This is a genomic window from Geothrix sp. 21YS21S-2, from assembly GCF_030846775.1.
In the GTDB taxonomy this organism is placed as follows: domain Bacteria; phylum Acidobacteriota; class Holophagae; order Holophagales; family Holophagaceae; genus Mesoterricola.
This window is the reverse complement of record NZ_CP132910.1, coordinates 1,041,483-1,060,658: the sequence shown is the minus strand read 5'-3', so window position 1 is coordinate 1,060,658 and position 19,176 is coordinate 1,041,483. Positions and strand designations below refer to the sequence as shown.

The window sequence follows — 19,176 nt, the reverse complement described above, 5'->3', positions numbered from 1 at the left end:
GATTGGGAATGGGGAGTTCCATGGCCATCCAGGGTGGTTCAGCTGCGACGGCGTGAATGTTGGCCAGTCCGAGGGGGGCTCCTGCCGGAGAAGTGGAACTGGAGGTCAAGGACGTCCCAGTAAACAGCATCCGGCACGTGGCAAGGAATGCTCGCCGAGAAAGCTATGGATCAGTTGGTGAATCTCCTGAGAAGCTCCCGGCAGGCCTGTTCCGGTTCCTCCGCCGAGCAGATTGCCGACACCACCGCCGCCCCGTGGGCGCCGGCCTTCGCCACGGCGGCGATGGTCTCCAGGTTCACGCCCCCGATGGCCACCAGGGGATGGCGGGAGAAGGCCCGGATGCGCGCCAGTCCCTCCAGGCCCCAGGCGCCGAGGGTATCGGTCTTTGTGGGCGTCGCGAAGACCGGGCTCACGCCGAGGTAGTCCACGGGTTCGTCCTGGGCGCGCTCCACGTCCTCCCAGGTCTCCACGGAGAGGCCGATGAGGGCCCCGGGCATGAGGCGGCGCACCAGGGCGCAGGGCATGTCCTGCTGGCCCACGTGGACCCCGTCGGCCCCGGCGGCCAGGGCCACGTCCACGCGGTCGTTGATGATGAGCGGAACCTTCCAGGGCGCGAGCAGGGCCTTGAGGCGGACCGCCTCCTCCACGAAGGGGCGGGTGGCCAGATCCTTCTCCCGCAGCTGGACGCTGGCGGCGCCGCCCCGCACCGCGGCCAGGACGATGGCCTCCAGGGACCGGCCGCGGCAGAGGCCGCGGTCGGTGACGAGGTGGACGCCGTTCACGCGACGTCCGAACGCAGGCGCCCCTTGAGGTCGGCCTCGGTGAGGCGGTGCAGGGCGTCCAGGAAATGCAGCTGGAGGGTGCCGGGGCCGTCGGCCTTGGCGGCGGCGATCTCCCCGCAGACGCCCATGACCGCCATGGCCTGGGCGGCGGCCAGGACCGGGTCGGGAGTCACGGCGGCGAAGGCGCCGCACAGGGCCGAAGCCGTGCAGCCCAGGCCCGTGACGCGGGTCATGAGGGGATGGCCGCTGTGGATGCGCACGGTCCGGGCCCCGACGATGAAGTCCGTGGCGCCGCTCACGCACACCGCCGAGCCGTGCGCCTCGAAGAGGGCCCGGGCCGCGGCGACCGCGTCCTGGGACGCGTCCAGGCTGTCCACGCCCTTGGTGCCCGCGCCGGCGCCGCAGATGGCCATGATCTCGGAGGCGTTGCCCCGGATGATGGCGGGCCGGAAGGCCGCCAGGAGCTCGCGGACGGTCGTGGTGCGGTACCGCGTGGCGCCTGCGCCCACGGGGTCCAGCACGATGGGGATGCCGCGCCTCGTGGCGCATTCCGCGGCCAGGAACATCGCCTTGACCCAGTCGCGGCTGAGGGTCCCGATGTTGAGCACCAGGGCGGAGGAGATGCCCACCATGTCCTCCATCTCCTCCTCGGCGTGGGCCATCACCGGCGAGGCGCCCAGCGCCAGCAGGGCGTTGGCCGTGGTGTTCATGACGACGTAGTTGGTGATGTTGTGCACGACGGGGGCCTGGGCGCGGACGGCCGTGAGGGCCTCCCAGGTCTTCAGGGCTTCGGATTCGGGCATGTGGGGTTCCTTTCCTAGCCCACCATCTTATCCCGCGAGAGGCCGACCCGGGCGAGCTGGGAACGGTAGACCCGCCCCAGGAAGTCCGACAGGACCCGTTCGTGGGCGCCGTGGGACGCGCGGATGTAGCGGTTCACCAGCAGGTGCGCCAGGCTGGAGGCCAGCTCCTCCAGGGGCTGCGAGAGCCTGCCCTCCACGGACGCCCCGGCCAGGCGGTTCAGGCAGGTGCGCTGGCGGTGGAGGCGGGGGTCCGGCAGGATGGCCGGGGAGCGCTGGCCCGGGCCCGGAATCCAGGCCTCCAGGTCCCTGCGCAGGGCCTGGTACCGCTCTCCCAGATGGAGGCGCGGCCCGCCGTCGACGTCGGGGCAGAGGCCGTCCCTCATGGCGTCCACCACCCTCAGCTTGCCCGCGAGGCTCAGGCCCAGGTGCGAAAGGAGCGTGTCGAGGCCGCGGAAGGCCTGCTGCCACCGCAGGCCCGCGCCCGCCTCCCTCCCGCACGCCCGCAGCAGGTCCAGGACCCGCTCGCTGTCCTGCTCGAACCAGGCCTCGGCGAGGAGCATGCCCTCGAGGCCGCCGAACCGCTCGATCTCCCTTTCGTACGTGTCCACCTGGAGCTTCCAGCAGGTGCCGGACCTCAGGTGGGGGGCCAGGATGCGGCGGATCAGGGGCAGCAGGTTCCCGCCCAGCTGGGAGGGCACGCCGTGGAAGCGCAGGCGGAGGTGGGGCCCGGAGTCCGTTCCCCGCACGAAGAACCACCGGTCCCAGGCCTGGACCGTGATGCCCCGGAGGGTCGCAAGCAGTTCGGAAAGGATGGAGTCCGCGTCCTCGGGGCCGACGTGGATCCTGACGTCGAGCCACTCGGAGCCCGGCGGACAGGACCTGGCCTCCTCCAGGCCCCACTGCGGGCCGGGGCGGAACGGCCCGGGAGGCGCCTGGCAGACGAGGTCCGGGTCGAAGGGGGACGTGGGGGCGGTCGGGTGGGCCATGGTAGGAAATTCCATCGGGAAATCCGCCGGCGGCGGGCAAATGATGCCCCAAGCCTAGGACTGGTCGCGTTTCCGCCCTTGGAATTTTCCCGAACGGTCGTATTCGGGGGCTGAACGGTCGCCCTTTGCCCTTCCGGAGGGGGACGCGCCCGGGGGCGCTTCAGCCCTTCGTTCCCAGGGCCAGGAAGACGGAGTAGTCCCGCCCCTCCTTGGTGGTGGTGCACGCGGTCTCCACCCGCACGTCCCGGAATCCCGCCTCGCCAAGCCAGGCCTCCACCCGTTCCCGCGCGAACCCCAGGTGGAACACCCCGCCGGCCCCGCCGTGGAAGCTCCCGTCCTCCGTGTCCAGGTCCGCCAGGGCCACGCGACCCCCTTCCCGCAGGTGCCGCGCGAACCTCCGGAAGAGCTCCGGGACGTCGGGGATGTGGTGCAGGGTCATGCTGCTGACGATGAGGCTGTAGGGCCCGCCCAGGTCGGTGTCCCCTTCGGGATCCAGCAGGATCTGGGCCACCGGGGCCTTCTCCGCCAGCGCCCCGAGCATGCCCGGGGAGGTGTCGGCCCCCGTGATCGACCCCGCCAGCGGCGCCAGCTCCAGCGTCACGAGCCCCGTGCCGCACCCGAAGTCGAGCACCGAATCCGCGGCCGAAAGGGGGACCCGCGCCCGGATCGCCGCCGCCACGGCCCGGGCCATGACCACGCGCCGGTCCTCGAGATCCCAGTCCTTGGCCGCCTGATCGAAATGTCCGGTGCCCGTCATGTCGCCTCCCATCCCATCCTGGTCAGAACTGTCCGAACCCCTCCCGCATCTGCGCCGCCACCACCTCGCCCCGCGCCGTGACCTTCCCCAGCGCCGACACCGTGGCCTCCACCACCACCTTGCGTCCCTCGATGCGCTTGACCTTCCCCCGGATCTCCAGTTCCACCCCCAGGGGCGTGGGCGCGAGGTAGTCCACGTGGAGGGAGGCGGTGACGAAGCGGTAGGCGGGCAGCGTGTCCATGGGGCGGCCCTCCTGCCGGTACATGGCGGCAGCCGCCGTGCCCGTGGCGTGGCAGTCCACGAGGGAGGCCAGGAGGCCCCCGTACACGAACCCCGGAACCGCCGTGTGCTCGGGCCTGGGCGTGAACCGGGTGACGGACTCCTCGCCCTCCCAGCGGGTGCGGATGCGCAGGCCCAGGGCGTTGAGGCTGCCGCAGCCGTAGCAGTGGGAGACGTTCTCGGGGTAGTAGTCCTGGAAGGCGGGTTCGGGCATGGAGCCTCCTGCTGCCTCCAGTCTAGACATCATGTATTGGCCTGACACGAATCAGGCGGGCCGTTAGAACGAGATCCCCGGGGGCTCTGCCCCCAGACCCCCGGGATTTATCGCCTGAAGCCCAGAAACTGGGCCGGTTGGAAAGGCGGTTGCCAAGGACGGGGCCGGATGACTCCGGCCCACCCTGTTTCCGGGCCCGGGTCGGCGCTCGGGTCGCATCCCTGCGGTAGCCCTAACCTCCGCCCGGCTGTCTAAAGGGTGGTGCGCAAGGCCCACCGAGGCAAGGCCCCAGGCTCCTCAAAGGGGCCTGTCCGTCCTTAAATGACGCGGGTTAAGCTCAGTGCGCATTACACAACCGGCTCAGAGCCGTAATTGAGGAGGACAGGCCGTGAACGATTCTAGCAAGGTGAGCAAGTACGTCGGGCTGGATGTCCACAAGGAGACGATTGCGGTCTCGGTGGCTGAAGCCCACGAAGGGGAAGTTCGGTACGTGGGTGAGATCGCCAATACACCGGAGGCCGTGGTGAAACTTGTGAGGCAACTCCGGAAGGATGGCGCGACGCTTTCGTTCTGCTACGAAGCGGGCCCCTGCGGTTACATCCTTTATCGGCAACTACTCGCTTTACGGCTGGAGTGCCAGGTTGTGGCGCCGTCCCTCATTCCCAGGAAACCTGGGGACCGGGTCAAAACCGACCGCCGCGATAGTCTGACCTTGGCCAGGCTCCACCGGGCCGGGGAACTAACGGCAATATGGGTGCCCGACGAAGCCCAGGAGGCCCTGCGGGATCTGACCCGGGCTCGGGAGGACCTGAAGCATTTGCAGCACGTCGCCAAGCAGCGACTGTTGGCCTTCCTGCTGCGGCACGGGCGGACCTATTCCGGAAAAACCCGGTGGACCCAGGCCCATCTCCGCTGGCTGGAAACCATGAAGTTCGACCAGCCGGTCCAACAAATCGTCTTTCAGGAATATGTCGATACGAGGCCATGACCAGACGGGTTGCGGCCTTCGACGAGCAGATCGAAACCGCCGGATCGAGTTCGGCCTTCTCCAGGCTGATCGAAGGCTACATGGCCCTGCGCGGGATCAACCGCCTCACTGCGACCACGATCGTGGCTGAGATCGGCGATTTGAGGCGATTCGCCAATGCACCCCAGTTGATGAAGTATCTGGGGGTGGTTCCCAGCGAGCATTCCAGTGGCGAGACCCGGTCCCGCGGGGGGATCACCAAGACCGGCAATGGCCATGTGCGCAGGGTCCTGGTGGAGGCAGCATGGACCTACCGGCATCCCGCGAGGAAAACCCCGAGCCTGCAAAGACGGGCCGAACGTGCTCCAGAAGCAGTGCAGACCATCGCCTGGGCTGCACAGAAGCGCCTTTGCGCACGCTACCGGCAGTTCGAGGCCAGGGGCAAGAAGAAGGTCCAGACCTGCACGGCCATCGCCCGCGAGCTGACCGGCTTCCTCTGGGCCATTGGCCAGGCCCTGCCACCGCCTACCACCAAGCCTTAGCTGGCTGAAGTGCAGCCGCAGTGTGTCGGCAGCAGAACGGACAACGGTGGGAGAATCCTCGAACCCTCTAAGAGGCATTCGCTTCTGGAATGACCCTCGCCACTAGATCGAGGCAGCTCCTCGACGAACCCGTTGTCATGCGGTACCCAACCCGCGCATATCAGACTGATCAACCGTCGGCATGCCGTCCGTTCTGCTCCCTACACACTGCCGGAAAAGAGAAATAGTTGGCTGCCAGCCTTGACAGGCCAATACATATCAGAGGGTGTTTTAGAAATAGAAGGCCCCGCGACGGTGTCCAGAAGCGTGATTATCGTGCGCAATGCCCGCAGGATGGATTGGGTATCCATTCAAGGGCATTGCGCACGATAAGCGCGCTTCTGGGCACCGCCCTCCGGGTGATGGCAGCGTGCCCGCCAACTCTGCGTCAGGCTCGTCGACCGATGTCCCGCATCGGTTTTCCTCGCCTTCCTTGATTTGCCGGGCACGGTGCCATCATCGCGGGGCCTTCTATTTCTAAAACACCCTCTAAGGTCTGTTTCCTTCTTTCCTCACCGAGGTGGCCGAGGGGCCGAGGTTCGCCGGGGAAAGCAAGGCGGGTGCGTTCTAGTGGTGGTGGCCGCCGCCGCAGGTGAATTCGCCGGAGAAGACCTCCAGGCCGCCCTCGAGAAGGGCCTGGACCGCCGCGCCGACCGTGGGCGCCCCGGTGCCCCGGTACACCTCGATGCCCGCCTGGTTGAAGCCCATGAGGGGCCGCTTGCCCAGGCCGCCGGCGATGAGGGAGGTCACGCCCTGCTCCGCGAGGTGGGCCACGGCCGCGAGGCAGCCGCCCTGTTCGTGGGGCACGGGGGGCACCGTGGCCACCCGGGTGACGGCGGCGCCCTCCACGTCCACCAGCGTGTAGAGGTCGCAATGCCCGAAGTGGCCGTGCACGCCGGCCTCGAGGCCGCCGGGGAAGCTGGAGGGGATGGCGATGCGCATGGTGGGGCTCCTTGGTTATTATTGTGGGCATATGCTCTAAATAGTGCAAGGCCGATCCGGCGCTGTGATGGGTGTCACAGGAACTGCCGCGCGGCCAATCGTTTACTGGCCTATCCTGGCATTTCCGGCCCGGCAATCCCGCCAACTTCCTCAAGGCTCACGGACATGAACGACCAGCTCGCCCTGAACCCCAACAAGATCGTCAAGGCGCTCCAGAAGCCCGCCGAGGATTTCACCAAGCAGGACATCGTCCGCTTCATCGAGCAGAACGACATCCGCATGCTGAACTTCCGCTACGTGGCGGGGGATGGGCGCCTGAAGAAGCTGAACTTCGTCATCAACAGCAAGGCCCACCTGGAGAAGGTGCTCTGCATGGGCGAGCGGGTGGACGGCTCCAGCCTCTTCCCCTTCGTGTCCGCGGATTCCAGCGACCTCTACGTGGTGCCCCGCTTCCGCACCGCCTACGTGAACCCCTTCACCGAAGTGCCCACCATCGACGTGCTCTGCAGCTTCTTCGACAACCACGGGGACCCCCTGGAGAGCGCCCCCGAGTACATCCTCCAGAAGGCCCAGCGCACGCTGAAGGAGCGCACCGGCCTGACCATGGAGGCGCTGGGCGAGCTGGAGTACTACCTGTTCTCCGAGATCGATTCCATCTACCCCATCGTGGAGCAGAAGGGCTACCACGAGTCGCACCCCTTCTCCAAGTGGGGCCTGGTGCGCCGGGAGGCCATGCAGGTCATCAGCGAGATGGGCGGCAACATCAAGTACGGCCACGCCGAGGTGGGCAACATCATCTCCAACGGCACCGAGATGGTGCAGCACGAGATCGAGTTCCTCCCCGTGCCCATCGAGCAGGCCGCTGACCAGATCGTCATGGCCAAGTGGGCCATCCGGGAAGTGGCCTACAAGCACAACCTGGAGGTGAGCTTCGCACCCAAGATCATCGCGGGCCAGGCCGGCAGCGGCCTGCACATCCACACCCGCTTCATGAAGGACGGCCAGAACATGATGGCCGACGACGCGGGCCTCACCGAGACCGCCCGCAAGGTCATCGCCGGCTACCTCATGAGCGCCGAGTCGCTCACCGCCTTCGGCAACACCGTGCCCACCTCCTTCCTGCGCCTGGTGCCCCACCAGGAGGCCCCCACCAGCATCTGCTGGGGCGACCGCAACCGCTCGGTGCTCGTGCGCGTGCCCCTGGGCTGGCAGGGCGTGGGCGACCGCATGCTCCTCAAGGCCAATCCCCAGGAGCCCGCCAACGGCGTGCGCGCCTTCGAGAACAACCAGACCGTCGAACTGCGCAGCCCCGACGGCAGCGCCAATGCCCACCACCTCCTGGCCGGCATGGCCGTGGCCGGCCGCTTCGGCCTGGAGCATCCCGACGCCCTGAAGGTGGCCCAGGAACTCTACGTGCGCGCCGACGCCACCAAGGTGGAGGGCCTCAAGCAGCTGCCCGCCTCCTGCTTCGAGTCCGCGGACTGCCTGGCCCGCGACCGCGCCCGCTACGAGGACGGCGGCGTCTTCCCCGCCGGCCTCATCGACTCCCAGATCCGCAACCTCAAGGCCTTCGACGACCTCAACATGAGCGAGAAGATCTTCGGGCACGCGGATTCGCTCAAGGATCTGGTCAACCTGCACCTGCACTGTGGTTAATAATTTATAGTTTAGTTTATCCATGGATAAGCTATACAATGACCCGGTGATCCCCCTGGAGCCCCCATGACCTTCTCCGCCCGCACCTTCCTCATGCTTGGCCTCTGCGTGCCGGTCCTGGCCGCGACGGCACCCGGCGAAAGCGCCGAAGCGGCCGCGGTCCTCCAGGCGGCGGCGGCCAAGGGCCAGGCCGTGGCGAAGGCCCGGGCCGCCCACATCGAGGCCGGGCGGAACTCCATCGATTTCAAGGCCGACGTGACCCGGGAACTGGCCGGAATCTCCGCCCGGCTGGCCACCGAAACCCAGGCCCCCGCGCGCCAGGCCCTCCTGGTGGCCCAGCTGTACTATCTGCGCCTGGCCCGCCAGACGCCCTCCGCCGAACAGGTCGCCTTGACCCTCAAGGAGGTTCCCCCCACCGCTCCCGCGTGGGCGCTGGACAAGGGCCTCCTGCCCGCCCTGGGGACCTGGGCCCCCAAGGCCTCCGCCGCCTACCTCGCCGAAGCCCGGGCCCACCAGCCCGACGGCCCCACCCGCCGGAGCCTCCTCTTCGAGCACTTCACCGAGATGGTGGACACGGGTACCGAGGCCGACTGGAAGCCGTCCTTCGAGGCCCTGCAGAAGGACTTCCCCGGCTCCGCCGAGGCCCTCAAGGCCCAGGACCGGCTCACCGCCGAGCTCAAGACCGCCGTGGGCGTCCAGGCTCCGGCCTTCAGCGCGACCTCCCTGGAAGGCCTGCCCATCACCCTGGACACCTTCAAGGGCAAGTTCGTGCTCATCGACTTCTGGGCCACCTGGTGCCCCGACTGCCGCGCCGGCATGCCCTTCATGATGAAGGCCTACGGCCGCTTCAAGGACAAGGGCCTGAACATCCTGAGCCTCTCCTTCGACCGGAAGGTGGAGCACATCGCCCCCTACCGGGCCAACCCCGCCACCTCCATGCCCTGGAGCCACGCCTTCCTGCCCCAGGGGTTCAAGAACCCCATCAGCGAGGCCTACGGCGTGCGCAGCATCCCCAAGCCCGTGCTCGTCGGGCCGGACGGGCGGGTCATCGCCACCGGCGGCGACCTGCACGGCGAGAAGCTGGAGCGGACCCTGGAGCGGATCCTGGGGAAGTGAACCCGATCGCCCAGGCGAGGCCGGTAGCACGATGAAGGATTCATAAGCAAGGCTCCCTAAACGCTGCCTTCAGCGGGAGCCGCATCCCGTTCTGACTTCAGACACGTCATTCCTTCGCAATGCGTTCCCGGCCCCCCAGCGTTCATGCCTTTTCCTTGGGAATCCGGCAGGATGGTCCATTGCCCATTCGCCCGGATTCTCCTGAAGGAAAGCCGGACGCCGGGGCGCAGAGCTTTCGCCGGGGCGCAGATAACCGGAATCTCCACACCCGGGGAAACCCGGCGGACCCCGAATGAGACCCTTGACGGGCGAGATGAAGTATTGTTATTGTTCAATTCTTACATTTCTTACTATTCCGCCCTTTCTTATCAACAAGCACGACAGGAGGCCCCGATGCCGCTTCCCCTCTCCTCCCGCAGCCGGGTCGCCCTGCTGATCCTCTCCGCCGGTGCCATCCTGCCGGCCGCGCTGGCTGGCGAGGGAACCCTCGCCATCCGGGTCCTGAATTCCAAGGGCGCGCCGGTGGCGGGCGCAACGGTCGTGGCCTCCAGCCCCACCCAGATCGGCGGCGCCCGCCGCCTCACGACCGACGCCCGGGGGCAGGTGCGCTTCATCCGGCTCAGCCCCGGCGGGTTCAGCGTCCAGGTGGAAGCGGCCGGGCTTCAGGCGGGCGGCCTCAAAGGCGTGCTGGTGAAAGTCGACCAGACGACCAGCGCCGATGTGGTCCTGCCCGAGACGGCGGGCGCAACGGTCGTCGTCTCGGACACCATCCACCGGCTGGACGTCACCACCGTCACCACGGGCACCCAGTTCACCCAGGCCGACCTCACCGAGCTGCCGGTGGGCCGGGATCAGCTCTCCACCATCGCCCTGGCCCCGGGCGTCCTGGGCCTGCCCACCAATTCCACCGGGAGTTCGGCCAACCCCGGCCTGATCTTCGGGCTCAACCGGACTAGCGGAGGCAGCGCCTCCGGGGGCGCCAACGGGGCCCGCAACAACACCTATCTCATCGACGGGGTGGACGTCACGAACCCCGAGACGGGCACCGGCCGGACCCAGCTGCCCCCCGAGCTGATCCAGGTGCAGGACATCAAGACGGGCGGGATCACCGCGGAGTACACCGCCCGGGCCGGCCTGTTCTCGAACGTGGTCACCCGCAGCGGCGGCAACGAATTCTCGGGCGGGCTCAGCGTGCAGTACCGCTCCCCCTCCCTGCAGAACAAGCCCGCGCCCGGGCGCTTCGACGTGAGCAAGCGGACCACCAAGGACCTGAACGCCTGGGTCCTGGGTCCCCTCGTCAAGGACCGTCTCTGGTTCGTCGTGGACGCCCAGAAGATCACCGACACGGTGGAGGTCCATCCCCCGGCCAGCAACGCCCTTTTCGCGGGCGAAAGCCGCACCGGGACCCTGGCCGACGCCTCGAAATTCTTCGCCAAGGTCACCTGGCAGATCGCCGATCATGACCAGGCCAGCGCAAGTTTCAACCGGGATCCCCTGAAGTTCGACAACCTGTCCAACCCCAACACCCGGACGAACCGGGGAGACCAGTCCCAGCAGGGCGGCACCCGCTACCTGATCACCTACTCCCACCAGTTCGAGAACGTGGTCCTGGACCTGCGGGCCTCCCGCAACAAGGAGGAGAACAGCACCGTGGCCCTGTACTCCGACCTGGGCCCCCTGAACACCCTCCTCTCCGCCACCCCCATCACGGGAACCCAGAAAAACCTGGGCAACAGCGCCTCCCAGGACATCCGGGAGGACGAGCGCACGGAATTCAGGGCCGACCTGACCTGGCTCTTCAAGGCCGCGGGCAGCCACACCTTCAAGGCGGGCTACCAGGTGGGAGAGGAATCCCTCAACCGCTCCACGGGCATCGCCCAGGGCGTTTCCTACGAAAGCTACATCAATCCCGTGACCTGGGGCGGCACCGCCGCCTACGGTGGCAACGTCAACAGCTTCAAGAGCAAGATCGTCTCCGCCATCAACGCCAACCCGGCCCTGGTGGCCTCCCTGAAGGCCGCGGGGTTCGCCCCCACCGGCGCGGGCGGCGCCTTCCTCAGCACGGACCTCAACGCCTACGTCTTCAACAGCGCCAACCCCAGCGGCGGGTACGCCAGCTACCGCAACGTCGTGGAGTCCCTGAACCCCAGCAAGCCGAAGATGGACAAGAAGGGCTTCTACATCCAGGACCAGTGGCAGATCGGCGACTTCACCTTCAGCCCCGGCGTGCGCTTCGACGACTACACCTATGTGGCCGATGACGGGACCAGGCTTTTCCACACGGGCTACAACGTGGCCCCCCGCATCGGCCTCACCTGGGACGTGCGGGGCGACGGGCGCACGAAGGCCTACGGCTATGCCGGCCGCTACGTGGACCCCATCAAGCTGGATATGGTGCGGTTCACGGGGAGCCTCACCAGTTCGGTGACCCTGGAGCAGGCCTTCATCCAGAACCAGTGGCTGACCTTCAACGCCCGGGGCGGCAAGAAGACCCTGGACGCCGTGTTTGCGGACAACTTCAAGTTGCCCAAGACCGACGAGCTGCGCGTGGGCTTCAGCCAGGAGCTGGGCGAGGCCTGGAGCGCGGACGTGGCGGCCACCTGGCGCCGGGACTACGACATCATCGAGGACTTCGACATCACGCTGTTCACGGACAAGGCGGCCCTGGAATCGGAGGCCCGGAGCGTGTTCGGCATCGGCGCCAGCCCCAGCGCCGCCCAGCAGCACGCCATCGACCTCTACCGCAACCTCGCCCTCGATCCCTCCACCTTTGCCGGGGGCGGCTACTCCGGCGCCCAGAACGTCGCCCGGGCCAAGGCCGGCGCCCTGAACTACATGCTGGCCAACCTCCCCGGCGCGGAGCGCAAGTACCGCAGCCTCGAGCTCACCCTGAACCGCAAGGCGGTGGACCACTGGTCCGGTTTCGCGACCCTCAGCTTCGTCAACGCCACGGGCAACAGCTACAGCTCGGGCGATGCCGGACGGCAGGGCGACAACGCGCAGTGGGACGAGCGCCTGCCCTACATGAACGGGCGGCTTGCCGGTTCAATCTCCTGGGCCTTCAAGGCCTACGGAGCCTACCACTGGGACAGCGGCCTGGTCGTGGGGGCGAACTTCCTCTCCTACTCGGGTTTCGCCTATGCCCGGGGCATCTCGGGCGGCGGGCTCGAGGCCGCGCCCGCCGTGGACCAGGTGGACAGCTCTCGCCAGATCCACTGGACGCCCCGGTTCTACCAGCTGGACGTGCGGGTCAGCTACAGCCGCAAGCTGTTCGGCCAGGTCAAGGGCGAGGTCTACGCGGACATCTTCAACATCCTGGACCGTCAGGGAGCCACGGGCCTTTCGGAGTCGAACAACCTCTGGAGCGCCGCGCCGGTGGCGGATTCGCCCTACCAGTACCAGGCCCCGAGGAACGTGGTGGTGGGGGCGAGGATCACGTTCTGAGGCCTTCAGGCGCAGCCGATCCAAGGCCCTGTCTTCACCGGAAGGCGGTGATGATCCGGATCTCCTTCACGATGCGCACGTCCCGGTCGATGTAGAAGTCCCCCCGGGGCACCACGTGGTAGCGCCCCGATCCGGCCCCCAGGGCCTCGCCGTTGATCCGGTCGGCCAGGAGGGCACCGCGCCCGTCGAAGACCTCGGTGCCGGAGTAGACGGAGCGGTAGCCGTCCGCGGCGGTGACCAGGACGCAGGTGGAGCGGGGATCCGTGCCGGCCGGAAGCAGCGGCTTCAGGAGGGAGCCCAGGTCGGCCCCGGTCGAGACGCGCAGGCCGTGGTAGCCCATGCCCTCCCCGAAGGCCGCGTCCCGGTACCGGGCGCTGGCGGCCGCCTGGAAGCGCTCCCGGTCCAGGCGCACCCGGGCGCCGTCCGGGCCCACCAGCTCGGGCGCGTCCACCAGCGCCTTCTTTCCGCCGGCCTTGTCGGCCACGACGGGAATGCCCACCTGGCGGATCTCCACCTCGGCCACGTCCTCCACGAACCGGCCGCCGAAGCCGTCCTGGGGGAACACCAGGCAGAGCCCCTTGGGCATGGACAGGCCCAGGAGCCTGCCCTGGCCGTGGCAGGAGGCGCAGCTTTCCAGCTTGAGGGCGTCCCGGGCCGCGGGGGGCTGGAGGGCGATGGGATCCACCGCGCTCCGGGCCAGGGGGTCGTGGTGGTGGGGCAGGATGAACCGGGCCTTCTCGGCGAGGAGGGGGCCGCCGTCGCCCGCCAGGAAGAGCTCGCTCCAGGCGAAGAGGGCCTTCCGTCCGTCCCGGCCCGTGACCACGATGAAGGTGTCCAGGGGGCGGTCGAAGCCGTCGTCGGTGCTCTTGGCGGGCTTGAAGGACGCCAGGACGTCCCGCAGGGACCAGCCGTCGATCTCCAGGGAGCAGCGGTAGGAGCCGTCCGCGTGGGCGAGCTTCACCAGGCGCCGGTACCGGGGCAGGTTCCGGGTCGCGGCGGCGCGGAGGAGGCCCTCCCTGGGCACGCAGCCCCGGACCTGGACGGGGTGGGGGGCGGCGGCGCCGAGGGCGGCGCAGAGCAGGGGGATGAGGGGCTTGAACATGGAACCTCCCGGTTCAGAAGTGGTAGCGGACATTGGCGAACCACATGCGCCCGGGCAGCGGGTAGCCGGTGGAGAGCTGGTAGTTGCGGTCGAGGACATTGGTGAAGCCCGCGTCCAGTTGCACGGCGGCCACGGGCTTCCAGCCCAGGCTCAGGTTGGCGGTGGTGAAGCCGCCCAGCCGGGCGGTCACGGACTGCTTGGCGAGGTTGGCGTAGCTGTCCCACAGGGCGTCCTGGCTCTGCACGGAGGCCAGGACGTGGAGGGACGGCAGGACCTGCGCCTTCACGAAGCCCGACAGGCGGTTCCTGGGGGTGCCCGTGAGCTTGACGGCGGGGTAGGTGACGTTCCTCCGGTCCAGGTAGGTGTACCCGAGGCCCGCCTGGAAGGCCTCCGAGGGCTTGAAGGCCGCCGAGACCTCGCCGCCCGTGTGACGCACTTCCCCGATGTTCTGCATCTGCATCATCCCTCCGGGCACCGGCATGCCCTGGATGAGATCCCGGATCGTGCTGGAGAAGAGGGCCGCCTCCAGCTGGAACCGGGTTCCCAGGGCCAGCTTGGCGCCGGTCTCCAGGTTGAGGGAGCGCTCCGGGGCCAGGCCCGGGTTGTCGATGTAGGTGCCCAGGCGCAGCGAGTAGCGGTCCTTGAGGGTGGGGAAGTGCTCCTTCTGGGCCACGGTGGCGTAGACCTGCAGGGAGGGCGCGGCCCTCCAGAACAGTCCGGCCTGGCCGTGCCAGTAGGCCCGGGGCTGCGGCCGGGTCCAGTTGCCCGAGGCCACGGGACGAAGCTGGTCCCACCCCGCGCCCAGGGACAGGTCCCAGGCCGGGGCCAGGGAGACGCTGTCCTCGAGCCCGGCGGACAGGTAGTGGTCCTCGAAGTGCGTCCACCCCGCCGTGGACGCGATGGCTCCGGTGCCGTCCCGGTGGACGTCGGTCTTCGTCTGCAGCACCGCCCGGAGGCTGTGGGAAGGGACGAGGGTGGTCTGGAATTCCGCCAGGGCGCCGTGGGTGAAGTCGCGGTAGAAGCTCCTGCCCGTGGGCTTCAGGTTGCCGGTGGTGTTGATGGTCGTGTAGGTGGCGTCGGTGTAGCCGACGATGGTGTTCTCGTAGGTGTCGTAGTAGGCCCGCAGCTTGAGGTCGCTCTGCGCGCCCAGGGCCGTGCGGGTCGACAGCGAGGCGCTCTCCTTGTTCCAGGTGGGCCACTGCCAGTAGTTCGCCGTGATCTGCGGGTTGGTGCCCACCGGATTCCCCTTGCGGCCCTGCTGATTCTGGTAGGCCACCACGTACTCGTCCGTGGCGTTGGGGGTCCAGCCCGCCTTCAGGGAGGCCTTCTTGTCGCGGGTGAAGGAATTGTCCCGCCACCCGCCGTCCTCGCGCACCGTGGGCGCGAAGCCGGAGGGAAGGCGCCAGTGGTCGCTGCTGAGGTAGGAGGCGCCGGCCTGCAGGTAGTACGACGCCTGGCGCGTGCCCGCATTGAAGGCCGCGCGCTGCCCGCCGCCCTCCGCGACCCCCGCCGCCACGTCGCCTTCGAGGGCCCGGGTGGGCCGCCGGGTCACCATGTTGATGGCGCCGCCCAGGGTGTTGGGCCCGTACAGGATCGAGCTGTAGCCCTTGGCCACCTGGATCTCGGCGAGATCGAAGGTGGTGAACCGGCCGTAGTCCATCTCGCCGTCGTAGGGCACGTACACGGGGATCCCGTCCACGAACACGGGCACCTGGCGCGAATCGTTGCCGCGCACGTAGAGCATCTGCTCGTTGCGCGAATTGACGGTGAGGTTCACCCCGGGCAGGGCCGTGAGGGCCGCGCCCACGGTGTCGAGGTTGAGCGCGCGGATCTGCTCGGCGTCCAGGCGGGTGTTGACCGTCTCCAGGGCCTCCTGCTTGTCGGTGACGACCACCGTGACCTCCCCGAGCTTGAACGCGCCGTCCTTGGGGGCAGGTTTGGGGGCCTCCTTGGCCGGGGTCTCGGCGGGCAGGATGGATCCGCCCATGCAGACCAGTGCGATCATCAGGCGTGTTGGAAGACAACGGGGCATTTTGACTCCTTAGGGCTTCGTCGAAAGGGATCGACCGGATGGATTTTGGATGGGTACGTTATATCCCCAAGGATATATCGAAGCCAAGCCTTTTTTCGTTCCGGGAATCGAAAGAGAACCAGATCCCGTGGGCCTCTGGAGCGTGTCGCACAAGTGTCGCGGCGGTGTCGCCGCAACTGTTGCCGATTGCGACGATTCGCGGGAACTGGGGCACCTCGTCCGGCCTGGCCGAAGGAAGGTGGGCCCGGAGCGGGTGCCCCGCGACCGCATTGAAGCGAATTAAGTCTATGTTTTGAAAGTTTTAGATGTGCCTGAAGCGGGGCTGTGGCCCGTCCGCGCCCCCGCAGTGGCACAGTTGCTGCAAGATTAGAGAGATCACCTGTAAATTGAGCGTTTTTGCAACACCCAACCCAAACTATTGATTTCGGCGGACAGAACTGAAATCCGGCGGGCATCGCCCTGTTCCAATGTCCGGGCCGAAGGGTCAAGTCGAAGTCTAAATCTATAAATAAAAGCATTTAAAGTCAAAATCAAGCTTCGCCACTTTTCCTGGCCAAGGCGCAGGAACCCGCTCCACTCCCCCACTATTACCCATCCTCCAAAGGAGAGCTCCATGAACTTCGCCATCCCCACCTCCCTCCCCAGGCGCCCGCGGTGGCTCGCGGCCGCGGCCTTCCTCGCGTGCGGCGCGGCCCAGGCCGGCGCGCCCCTGGTGGGCCTCGACGGGGTCGGCGGCATCGCCTTCAATCCCCTGGCCTACGTCACCGGCACTCCCGTCGCGGATTCCTTCGTGGGCAAGCCCGTCGTGGGCATGTGGTACATCAGTCTGGGAAAGGCCGCCATCGACTGGACCACCTTCGGGGTGGCCACCTCCCTGGGCAAGCGCGTGGAAGTGTCCTACGGCTTCGAGGCCGCCGCCGTGGAGAAGCTCGAGGGGATCCACAAGAACACCTTCGCCGCCAAGGTCCTCGTCCTGAACGAGAACGCCGGCGGGACCGCCTGGGTCCCCGCCGTCTCCATCGGCGCCAAGCACAAGAACACCACCTTCCATGTGAGCGGCGCCACCAAGTCCGACGGCATGGACTACTACCTGGTGGCCACCAAGCTCATCACCCAGCTGCCCAAGCCGGTGCTGGTATCGGCGGGCGTGCAGTCCACCCAGGAACAGGTGACCGGCCTCATCGGCTTCAACAAGGAACGGGCGACCATCGTCTACGGCAACGTGGATATCATCCCCGCCAGCTGGCTCTGCCTCGGCGTGGAGTACCGCACGGGCCCGGACTACGGGAAGGCCGGCGGCAACTACAAGGACGCCAGCTACTACAACCTCCACGCCGCCTACTTCGCCACCAAGCAGCTCACCTTCGCCGGCGCCTACACCAATGCCGGGAAGAACACCTGGAACGGCGGGGAGTCGGGCGACAAGCTCGGTTTCGGCGGCGGGTTCGTCGTGAGCATGCACTACACGTTCTGAGATCAGGGCCTGGGTCGTCCCAGCATCCGGTAGAGCGTGCTGCGGTGAAGGCCCAGGGCCTTCGCCGCAGCCGTCATGTTGCCCCTGTTCGCGGCGATCGCCTGCTCTACGGCCTGGCGGGTGAGCGCGTCCAGATGCAGGGGAGCCTCGGCCGGTGCGGCCGGGGCGGGGGCCTTGGGAACCGTCCGCCCGCGGCGGTACTCGGGCGGCAAGCCCTCCAGGGAGATGACCTCTCCATCGTCCGCCAGGGCGACCAGGGTCCGCAGGAGGTTCGCCAGTTCGCGCAGGTTCCCCGGCCAGGAATGCGCCTGGAGCGCCGCCCGGGCCTCGGCCGTGAGCGCGATGCCGCGCTCGCTGGCGCCGCTGCCCTGGAGCAGGGTGTCGAGCAGGGCGGGGAAGTCCGCGCGTTCCCTCAGGGGCGTCAACCGCACGCAGAAGTGATGGAGGCGGTAGAACAGGTCCGGGCGCATGCGGCCGGCGGCCACTTCCGCCTCCAGATCCCGGTGCGTGGCGCAGACGGGCACGAAATCCACCAGGGTGGACCGGCTCCCGCCCAGGGGCGCCACCTCCTTGTCCTGCAGCACCCGCAGGAGGCGCGCCTGCATGGCCAGCGGCATGTCGCCGATCTCGTCCAGGAAGAGGATGCCGCCATCGGCCTCCTTGATCTTGCCGGGGTTGCCCTTGTGCCGGGCGCCGGTGAAGGCGCCGTCCTCGTACCCGAACAGCTCGGATTCGATGAGGCCCTCGGGGATGGCGGCGCAGTTGAGCATCACCAGGTTCTTGTGGCCCCGGCGGCTGGCGGCGTGCAGGGCCCGGGTGAACATCTCCTTGCCCGTCCCCGTCTCGCCCAGGATCATGACGGGCACGCCCGAGTTCACGGCCCGCACGGCCAGGTTGAGCTGCTCGCGGCTGGAGGCGTCCCAGTAGACGCCCGCGGGGCCGCGCTGGCGCGCGGGTTCCGGGGGGGCGCTGCGCGCGGGCTTCTGGCCGAAGGTGCGGGCGAAGATCCGGCGTCCGTCGCGCATGACCAGCGGCACCGCGAGGTCGTCGGGCATCGCCCCGGAGAAGAGATGCTGGAACCGCACCTGCCGCAGGGAGGCCCAGTCCAGTCCCAGCAGGGTGATGGCGACCCGGTTGGCGGCCACCAGGACGTCCCCTTCGAAGAGGAGGATGGCTTCCTGCCAGGTGCCCAGCAGGGCGGGGTTGGAATGCAGGGTGAGCATCCGGCGCCCGCGCAGGTCCAGGGAGAACCACCGGTGCTCGATCTGGGCGACGGCCATCTGGATGAGTCCGCGCGCATACCCGGGGGCCAGGCGCGCGTCGCCGGAGATGTCCAGCACGCCGGCCATCTCGCCGGTGGGGGTCAGGACCGGCACCGCGCTGCAGGTGAGGATCTCGTTGGACTGGCAGAAATGCTGGCAGCCGCGCACCAGCACGGAGCGGTGCTCCGTGAGGGCCGTGCCGATGGCGTTGGTGCCGCGGGCCTGTTCGCTCCAGTTCACGCCGGGCTGCAGGGCCACCTGCTCAGCCTTGTGGAGGAAGTCCAGGTTGCCGCGGCGCTCCAGCACCATGCCGTCGGCATCGGTGAGAAGCACCAGGCCCGGCGTGTCCTCCATGCACTCGCCCAGGGCGTCCAGCTCCGTGGCCGCCAGCCCCAGCAGCGTCTCGCTGCGCTCCCGGGCCAGGCGCAGCTCCCGCTGCATCACGGGCTCCGAGACCTCGGGCCGCTCCAGGGGAACCCCCAGCACCGCGCAGCGTTTCCACGAGCTCACCAGGGGCCCGGGAAGCCAGGGCGGAACCTCCCCGCGCTCCAGGAAGAGGAAGCGAGCCTTGCGGATGGCGGCGCGGTCGTTGGATTCTTGGTTGAGCATGCCGTGGTTGCAGCCTTGTGGAAGTGAGGCACCCGAAGCTGATCTGAACCTGTCTGGCTGGGACAATCTTATAAGGTAAACGTGCGGGCCGTATATGCCAGTATTTTCGCGGTGTCGCAGGCGCTGTCGCGGGAAGTGTCGCCGAATGCGACAGTTGGTTCAGACGGGGA

At 68.0% G+C, this 19,176-nt stretch carries 14 protein-coding genes and 1 pseudogene; 5 read left to right on the top strand and 10 right to left on the bottom strand.

Features of this window, described 5'->3' with window-relative positions:
• Positions 1-170: 170 nt before the first annotated feature.
• The 5 genes from thiE to RAH40_RS04780 all read right to left on the bottom strand — a co-directional run bounded on the left by thiE (position 171) and on the right by RAH40_RS04780 (position 3,821).
• On the bottom strand, positions 171-782 hold the full coding sequence (gene thiE, locus RAH40_RS04800) for a thiamine phosphate synthase (RefSeq protein WP_306600943.1): 612 nt from the start codon (positions 780-782) through the stop codon (positions 171-173).
• Positions 779-1,585: a hydroxyethylthiazole kinase gene (gene thiM / locus RAH40_RS04795; RefSeq protein WP_306600942.1), complete on the bottom strand. Its 807-nt coding sequence runs from the start codon at positions 1,583-1,585 to the stop codon at positions 779-781. The genes thiE and thiM overlap by 4 nt, the downstream gene beginning before the upstream one ends.
• A gap of 14 nt (positions 1,586-1,599) precedes the next feature.
• Positions 1,600-2,571, bottom strand: a complete 972-nt coding sequence (locus tag RAH40_RS04790; RefSeq protein ID WP_306600941.1) for a thiopeptide-type bacteriocin biosynthesis protein — start codon at positions 2,569-2,571, stop codon at positions 1,600-1,602.
• 160 nt (positions 2,572-2,731) lie between these two features.
• Positions 2,732-3,328 carry a class I SAM-dependent methyltransferase gene (locus RAH40_RS04785; protein ID WP_306600940.1) on the bottom strand — a complete coding sequence of 199 codons (597 nt, stop codon included), beginning with the start codon at positions 3,326-3,328 and terminating at the stop codon, positions 2,732-2,734.
• 22 nt (positions 3,329-3,350) lie between these two features.
• Entirely contained in the window at positions 3,351-3,821 is a 471-nt protein-coding gene (locus tag RAH40_RS04780) for a PaaI family thioesterase (RefSeq protein ID WP_306600939.1), read from the bottom strand.
• 406 nt (positions 3,822-4,227) lie between these two features.
• Here RAH40_RS04780 and RAH40_RS04775 point away from each other — a divergent pair.
• Positions 4,228-5,330: pseudogene (locus tag RAH40_RS04775) on the top strand (IS110 family transposase).
• Between the two features lie 606 nt (positions 5,331-5,936).
• On the opposite strand, the gene RAH40_RS04770 reads toward RAH40_RS04775, so the two are convergent.
• Entirely contained in the window at positions 5,937-6,311 is a 375-nt protein-coding gene (locus RAH40_RS04770; RefSeq protein WP_306600938.1) for a NifB/NifX family molybdenum-iron cluster-binding protein, read from the bottom strand.
• A gap of 165 nt (positions 6,312-6,476) precedes the next feature.
• Here RAH40_RS04770 and RAH40_RS04765 point away from each other — a divergent pair, with 165 nt between their 5' ends.
• From RAH40_RS04765 to RAH40_RS04755, 3 genes are all read left to right on the top strand, one after another.
• Positions 6,477-7,967, top strand: a complete 1,491-nt coding sequence (locus tag RAH40_RS04765) for a glutamine synthetase family protein (protein ID WP_306600937.1) — start codon at positions 6,477-6,479, stop codon at positions 7,965-7,967.
• A 66-nt stretch (positions 7,968-8,033) separates the two neighbouring features.
• Positions 8,034-9,083 (top strand): TlpA disulfide reductase family protein, encoded by a 1,050-nt coding sequence (locus RAH40_RS04760; RefSeq protein ID WP_306600936.1) that lies wholly within the window; start codon positions 8,034-8,036, stop codon positions 9,081-9,083.
• A 393-nt stretch (positions 9,084-9,476) separates the two neighbouring features.
• Positions 9,477-12,527, top strand: coding sequence for a TonB-dependent receptor (locus RAH40_RS04755; RefSeq protein WP_306600935.1), 3,051 nt, complete (start codon positions 9,477-9,479; stop codon positions 12,525-12,527).
• Between the two features lie 34 nt (positions 12,528-12,561).
• On the opposite strand, the gene RAH40_RS04750 is transcribed toward RAH40_RS04755, so the two are convergent.
• The 3 genes from RAH40_RS04750 to RAH40_RS04740 form a co-directional block, all read right to left on the bottom strand.
• Complete coding sequence (locus RAH40_RS04750; RefSeq protein ID WP_306600934.1) at positions 12,562-13,629, bottom strand: hypothetical protein; 1,068 nt, start codon at positions 13,627-13,629, stop codon at positions 12,562-12,564.
• Positions 13,630-13,642: 13 nt separating this feature from the next.
• Entirely contained in the window at positions 13,643-15,634 is a 1,992-nt protein-coding gene (locus RAH40_RS04745) for a TonB-dependent siderophore receptor (protein ID WP_306600933.1), read from the bottom strand.
• 402 nt (positions 15,635-16,036) lie between these two features.
• The gene (locus RAH40_RS04740) at positions 16,037-16,288 is read right to left on the bottom strand and encodes a hypothetical protein (protein ID WP_306600932.1); all 252 of its coding nucleotides are present in this window, start codon (positions 16,286-16,288) and stop codon (positions 16,037-16,039) included.
• Here RAH40_RS04740 and RAH40_RS04735 point away from each other — a divergent pair.
• On the top strand, positions 16,275-17,135 hold the full coding sequence (locus tag RAH40_RS04735; protein WP_306600931.1) for a DUF3034 family protein: 861 nt from the start codon (positions 16,275-16,277) through the stop codon (positions 17,133-17,135). The genes RAH40_RS04740 and RAH40_RS04735 overlap by 14 nt on opposite strands.
• Before the next feature lie 2 nt (positions 17,136-17,137).
• Here RAH40_RS04735 and RAH40_RS04730 read toward each other — a convergent pair whose 3' ends face one another.
• Positions 17,138-19,006, bottom strand: coding sequence for a sigma-54-dependent Fis family transcriptional regulator (locus tag RAH40_RS04730; protein WP_306600930.1), 1,869 nt, complete (start codon positions 19,004-19,006; stop codon positions 17,138-17,140).
• Between the last annotated feature and the right edge of the window lie 170 nt (positions 19,007-19,176).

Excerpts from the sequence above, each read along its gene's own strand:
- thiM (WP_306600942.1), bottom strand. The coding sequence starts at position 1,585 with ATGCCCGAATCCGAAGCCCTGAAGACCTGGGAGGCCCTCACGGCCGTC.
- RAH40_RS04790 (WP_306600941.1), bottom strand. The coding sequence starts at position 2,571 with ATGGCCCACCCGACCGCCCCCACGTCCCCCTTCGACCCGGACCTCGTC.
- RAH40_RS04785 (WP_306600940.1), bottom strand. The coding sequence starts at position 3,328 with ATGACGGGCACCGGACATTTCGATCAGGCGGCCAAGGACTGGGATCTC.
- RAH40_RS04780 (WP_306600939.1), bottom strand. The coding sequence starts at position 3,821 with ATGCCCGAACCCGCCTTCCAGGACTACTACCCCGAGAACGTCTCCCAC.
- RAH40_RS04770 (WP_306600938.1), bottom strand. The coding sequence starts at position 6,311 with ATGCGCATCGCCATCCCCTCCAGCTTCCCCGGCGGCCTCGAGGCCGGC.
- RAH40_RS04765 (WP_306600937.1), top strand. The coding sequence starts at position 6,477 with ATGAACGACCAGCTCGCCCTGAACCCCAACAAGATCGTCAAGGCGCTC.
- RAH40_RS04760 (WP_306600936.1), top strand. The coding sequence starts at position 8,034 with ATGACCTTCTCCGCCCGCACCTTCCTCATGCTTGGCCTCTGCGTGCCG.
- RAH40_RS04755 (WP_306600935.1), top strand. The coding sequence starts at position 9,477 with ATGCCGCTTCCCCTCTCCTCCCGCAGCCGGGTCGCCCTGCTGATCCTC.
- RAH40_RS04750 (WP_306600934.1), bottom strand. The coding sequence starts at position 13,629 with ATGTTCAAGCCCCTCATCCCCCTGCTCTGCGCCGCCCTCGGCGCCGCC.
- RAH40_RS04745 (WP_306600933.1), bottom strand. The coding sequence starts at position 15,634 with ATGATCGCACTGGTCTGCATGGGCGGATCCATCCTGCCCGCCGAGACC.
- RAH40_RS04735 (WP_306600931.1), top strand. The coding sequence starts at position 16,275 with ATGAACTTCGCCATCCCCACCTCCCTCCCCAGGCGCCCGCGGTGGCTC.
- RAH40_RS04740 (WP_306600932.1), bottom strand. The coding sequence starts at position 16,288 with ATGGCGAAGTTCATGGAGCTCTCCTTTGGAGGATGGGTAATAGTGGGG.
- RAH40_RS04730 (WP_306600930.1), bottom strand. The coding sequence starts at position 19,006 with ATGCTCAACCAAGAATCCAACGACCGCGCCGCCATCCGCAAGGCTCGC.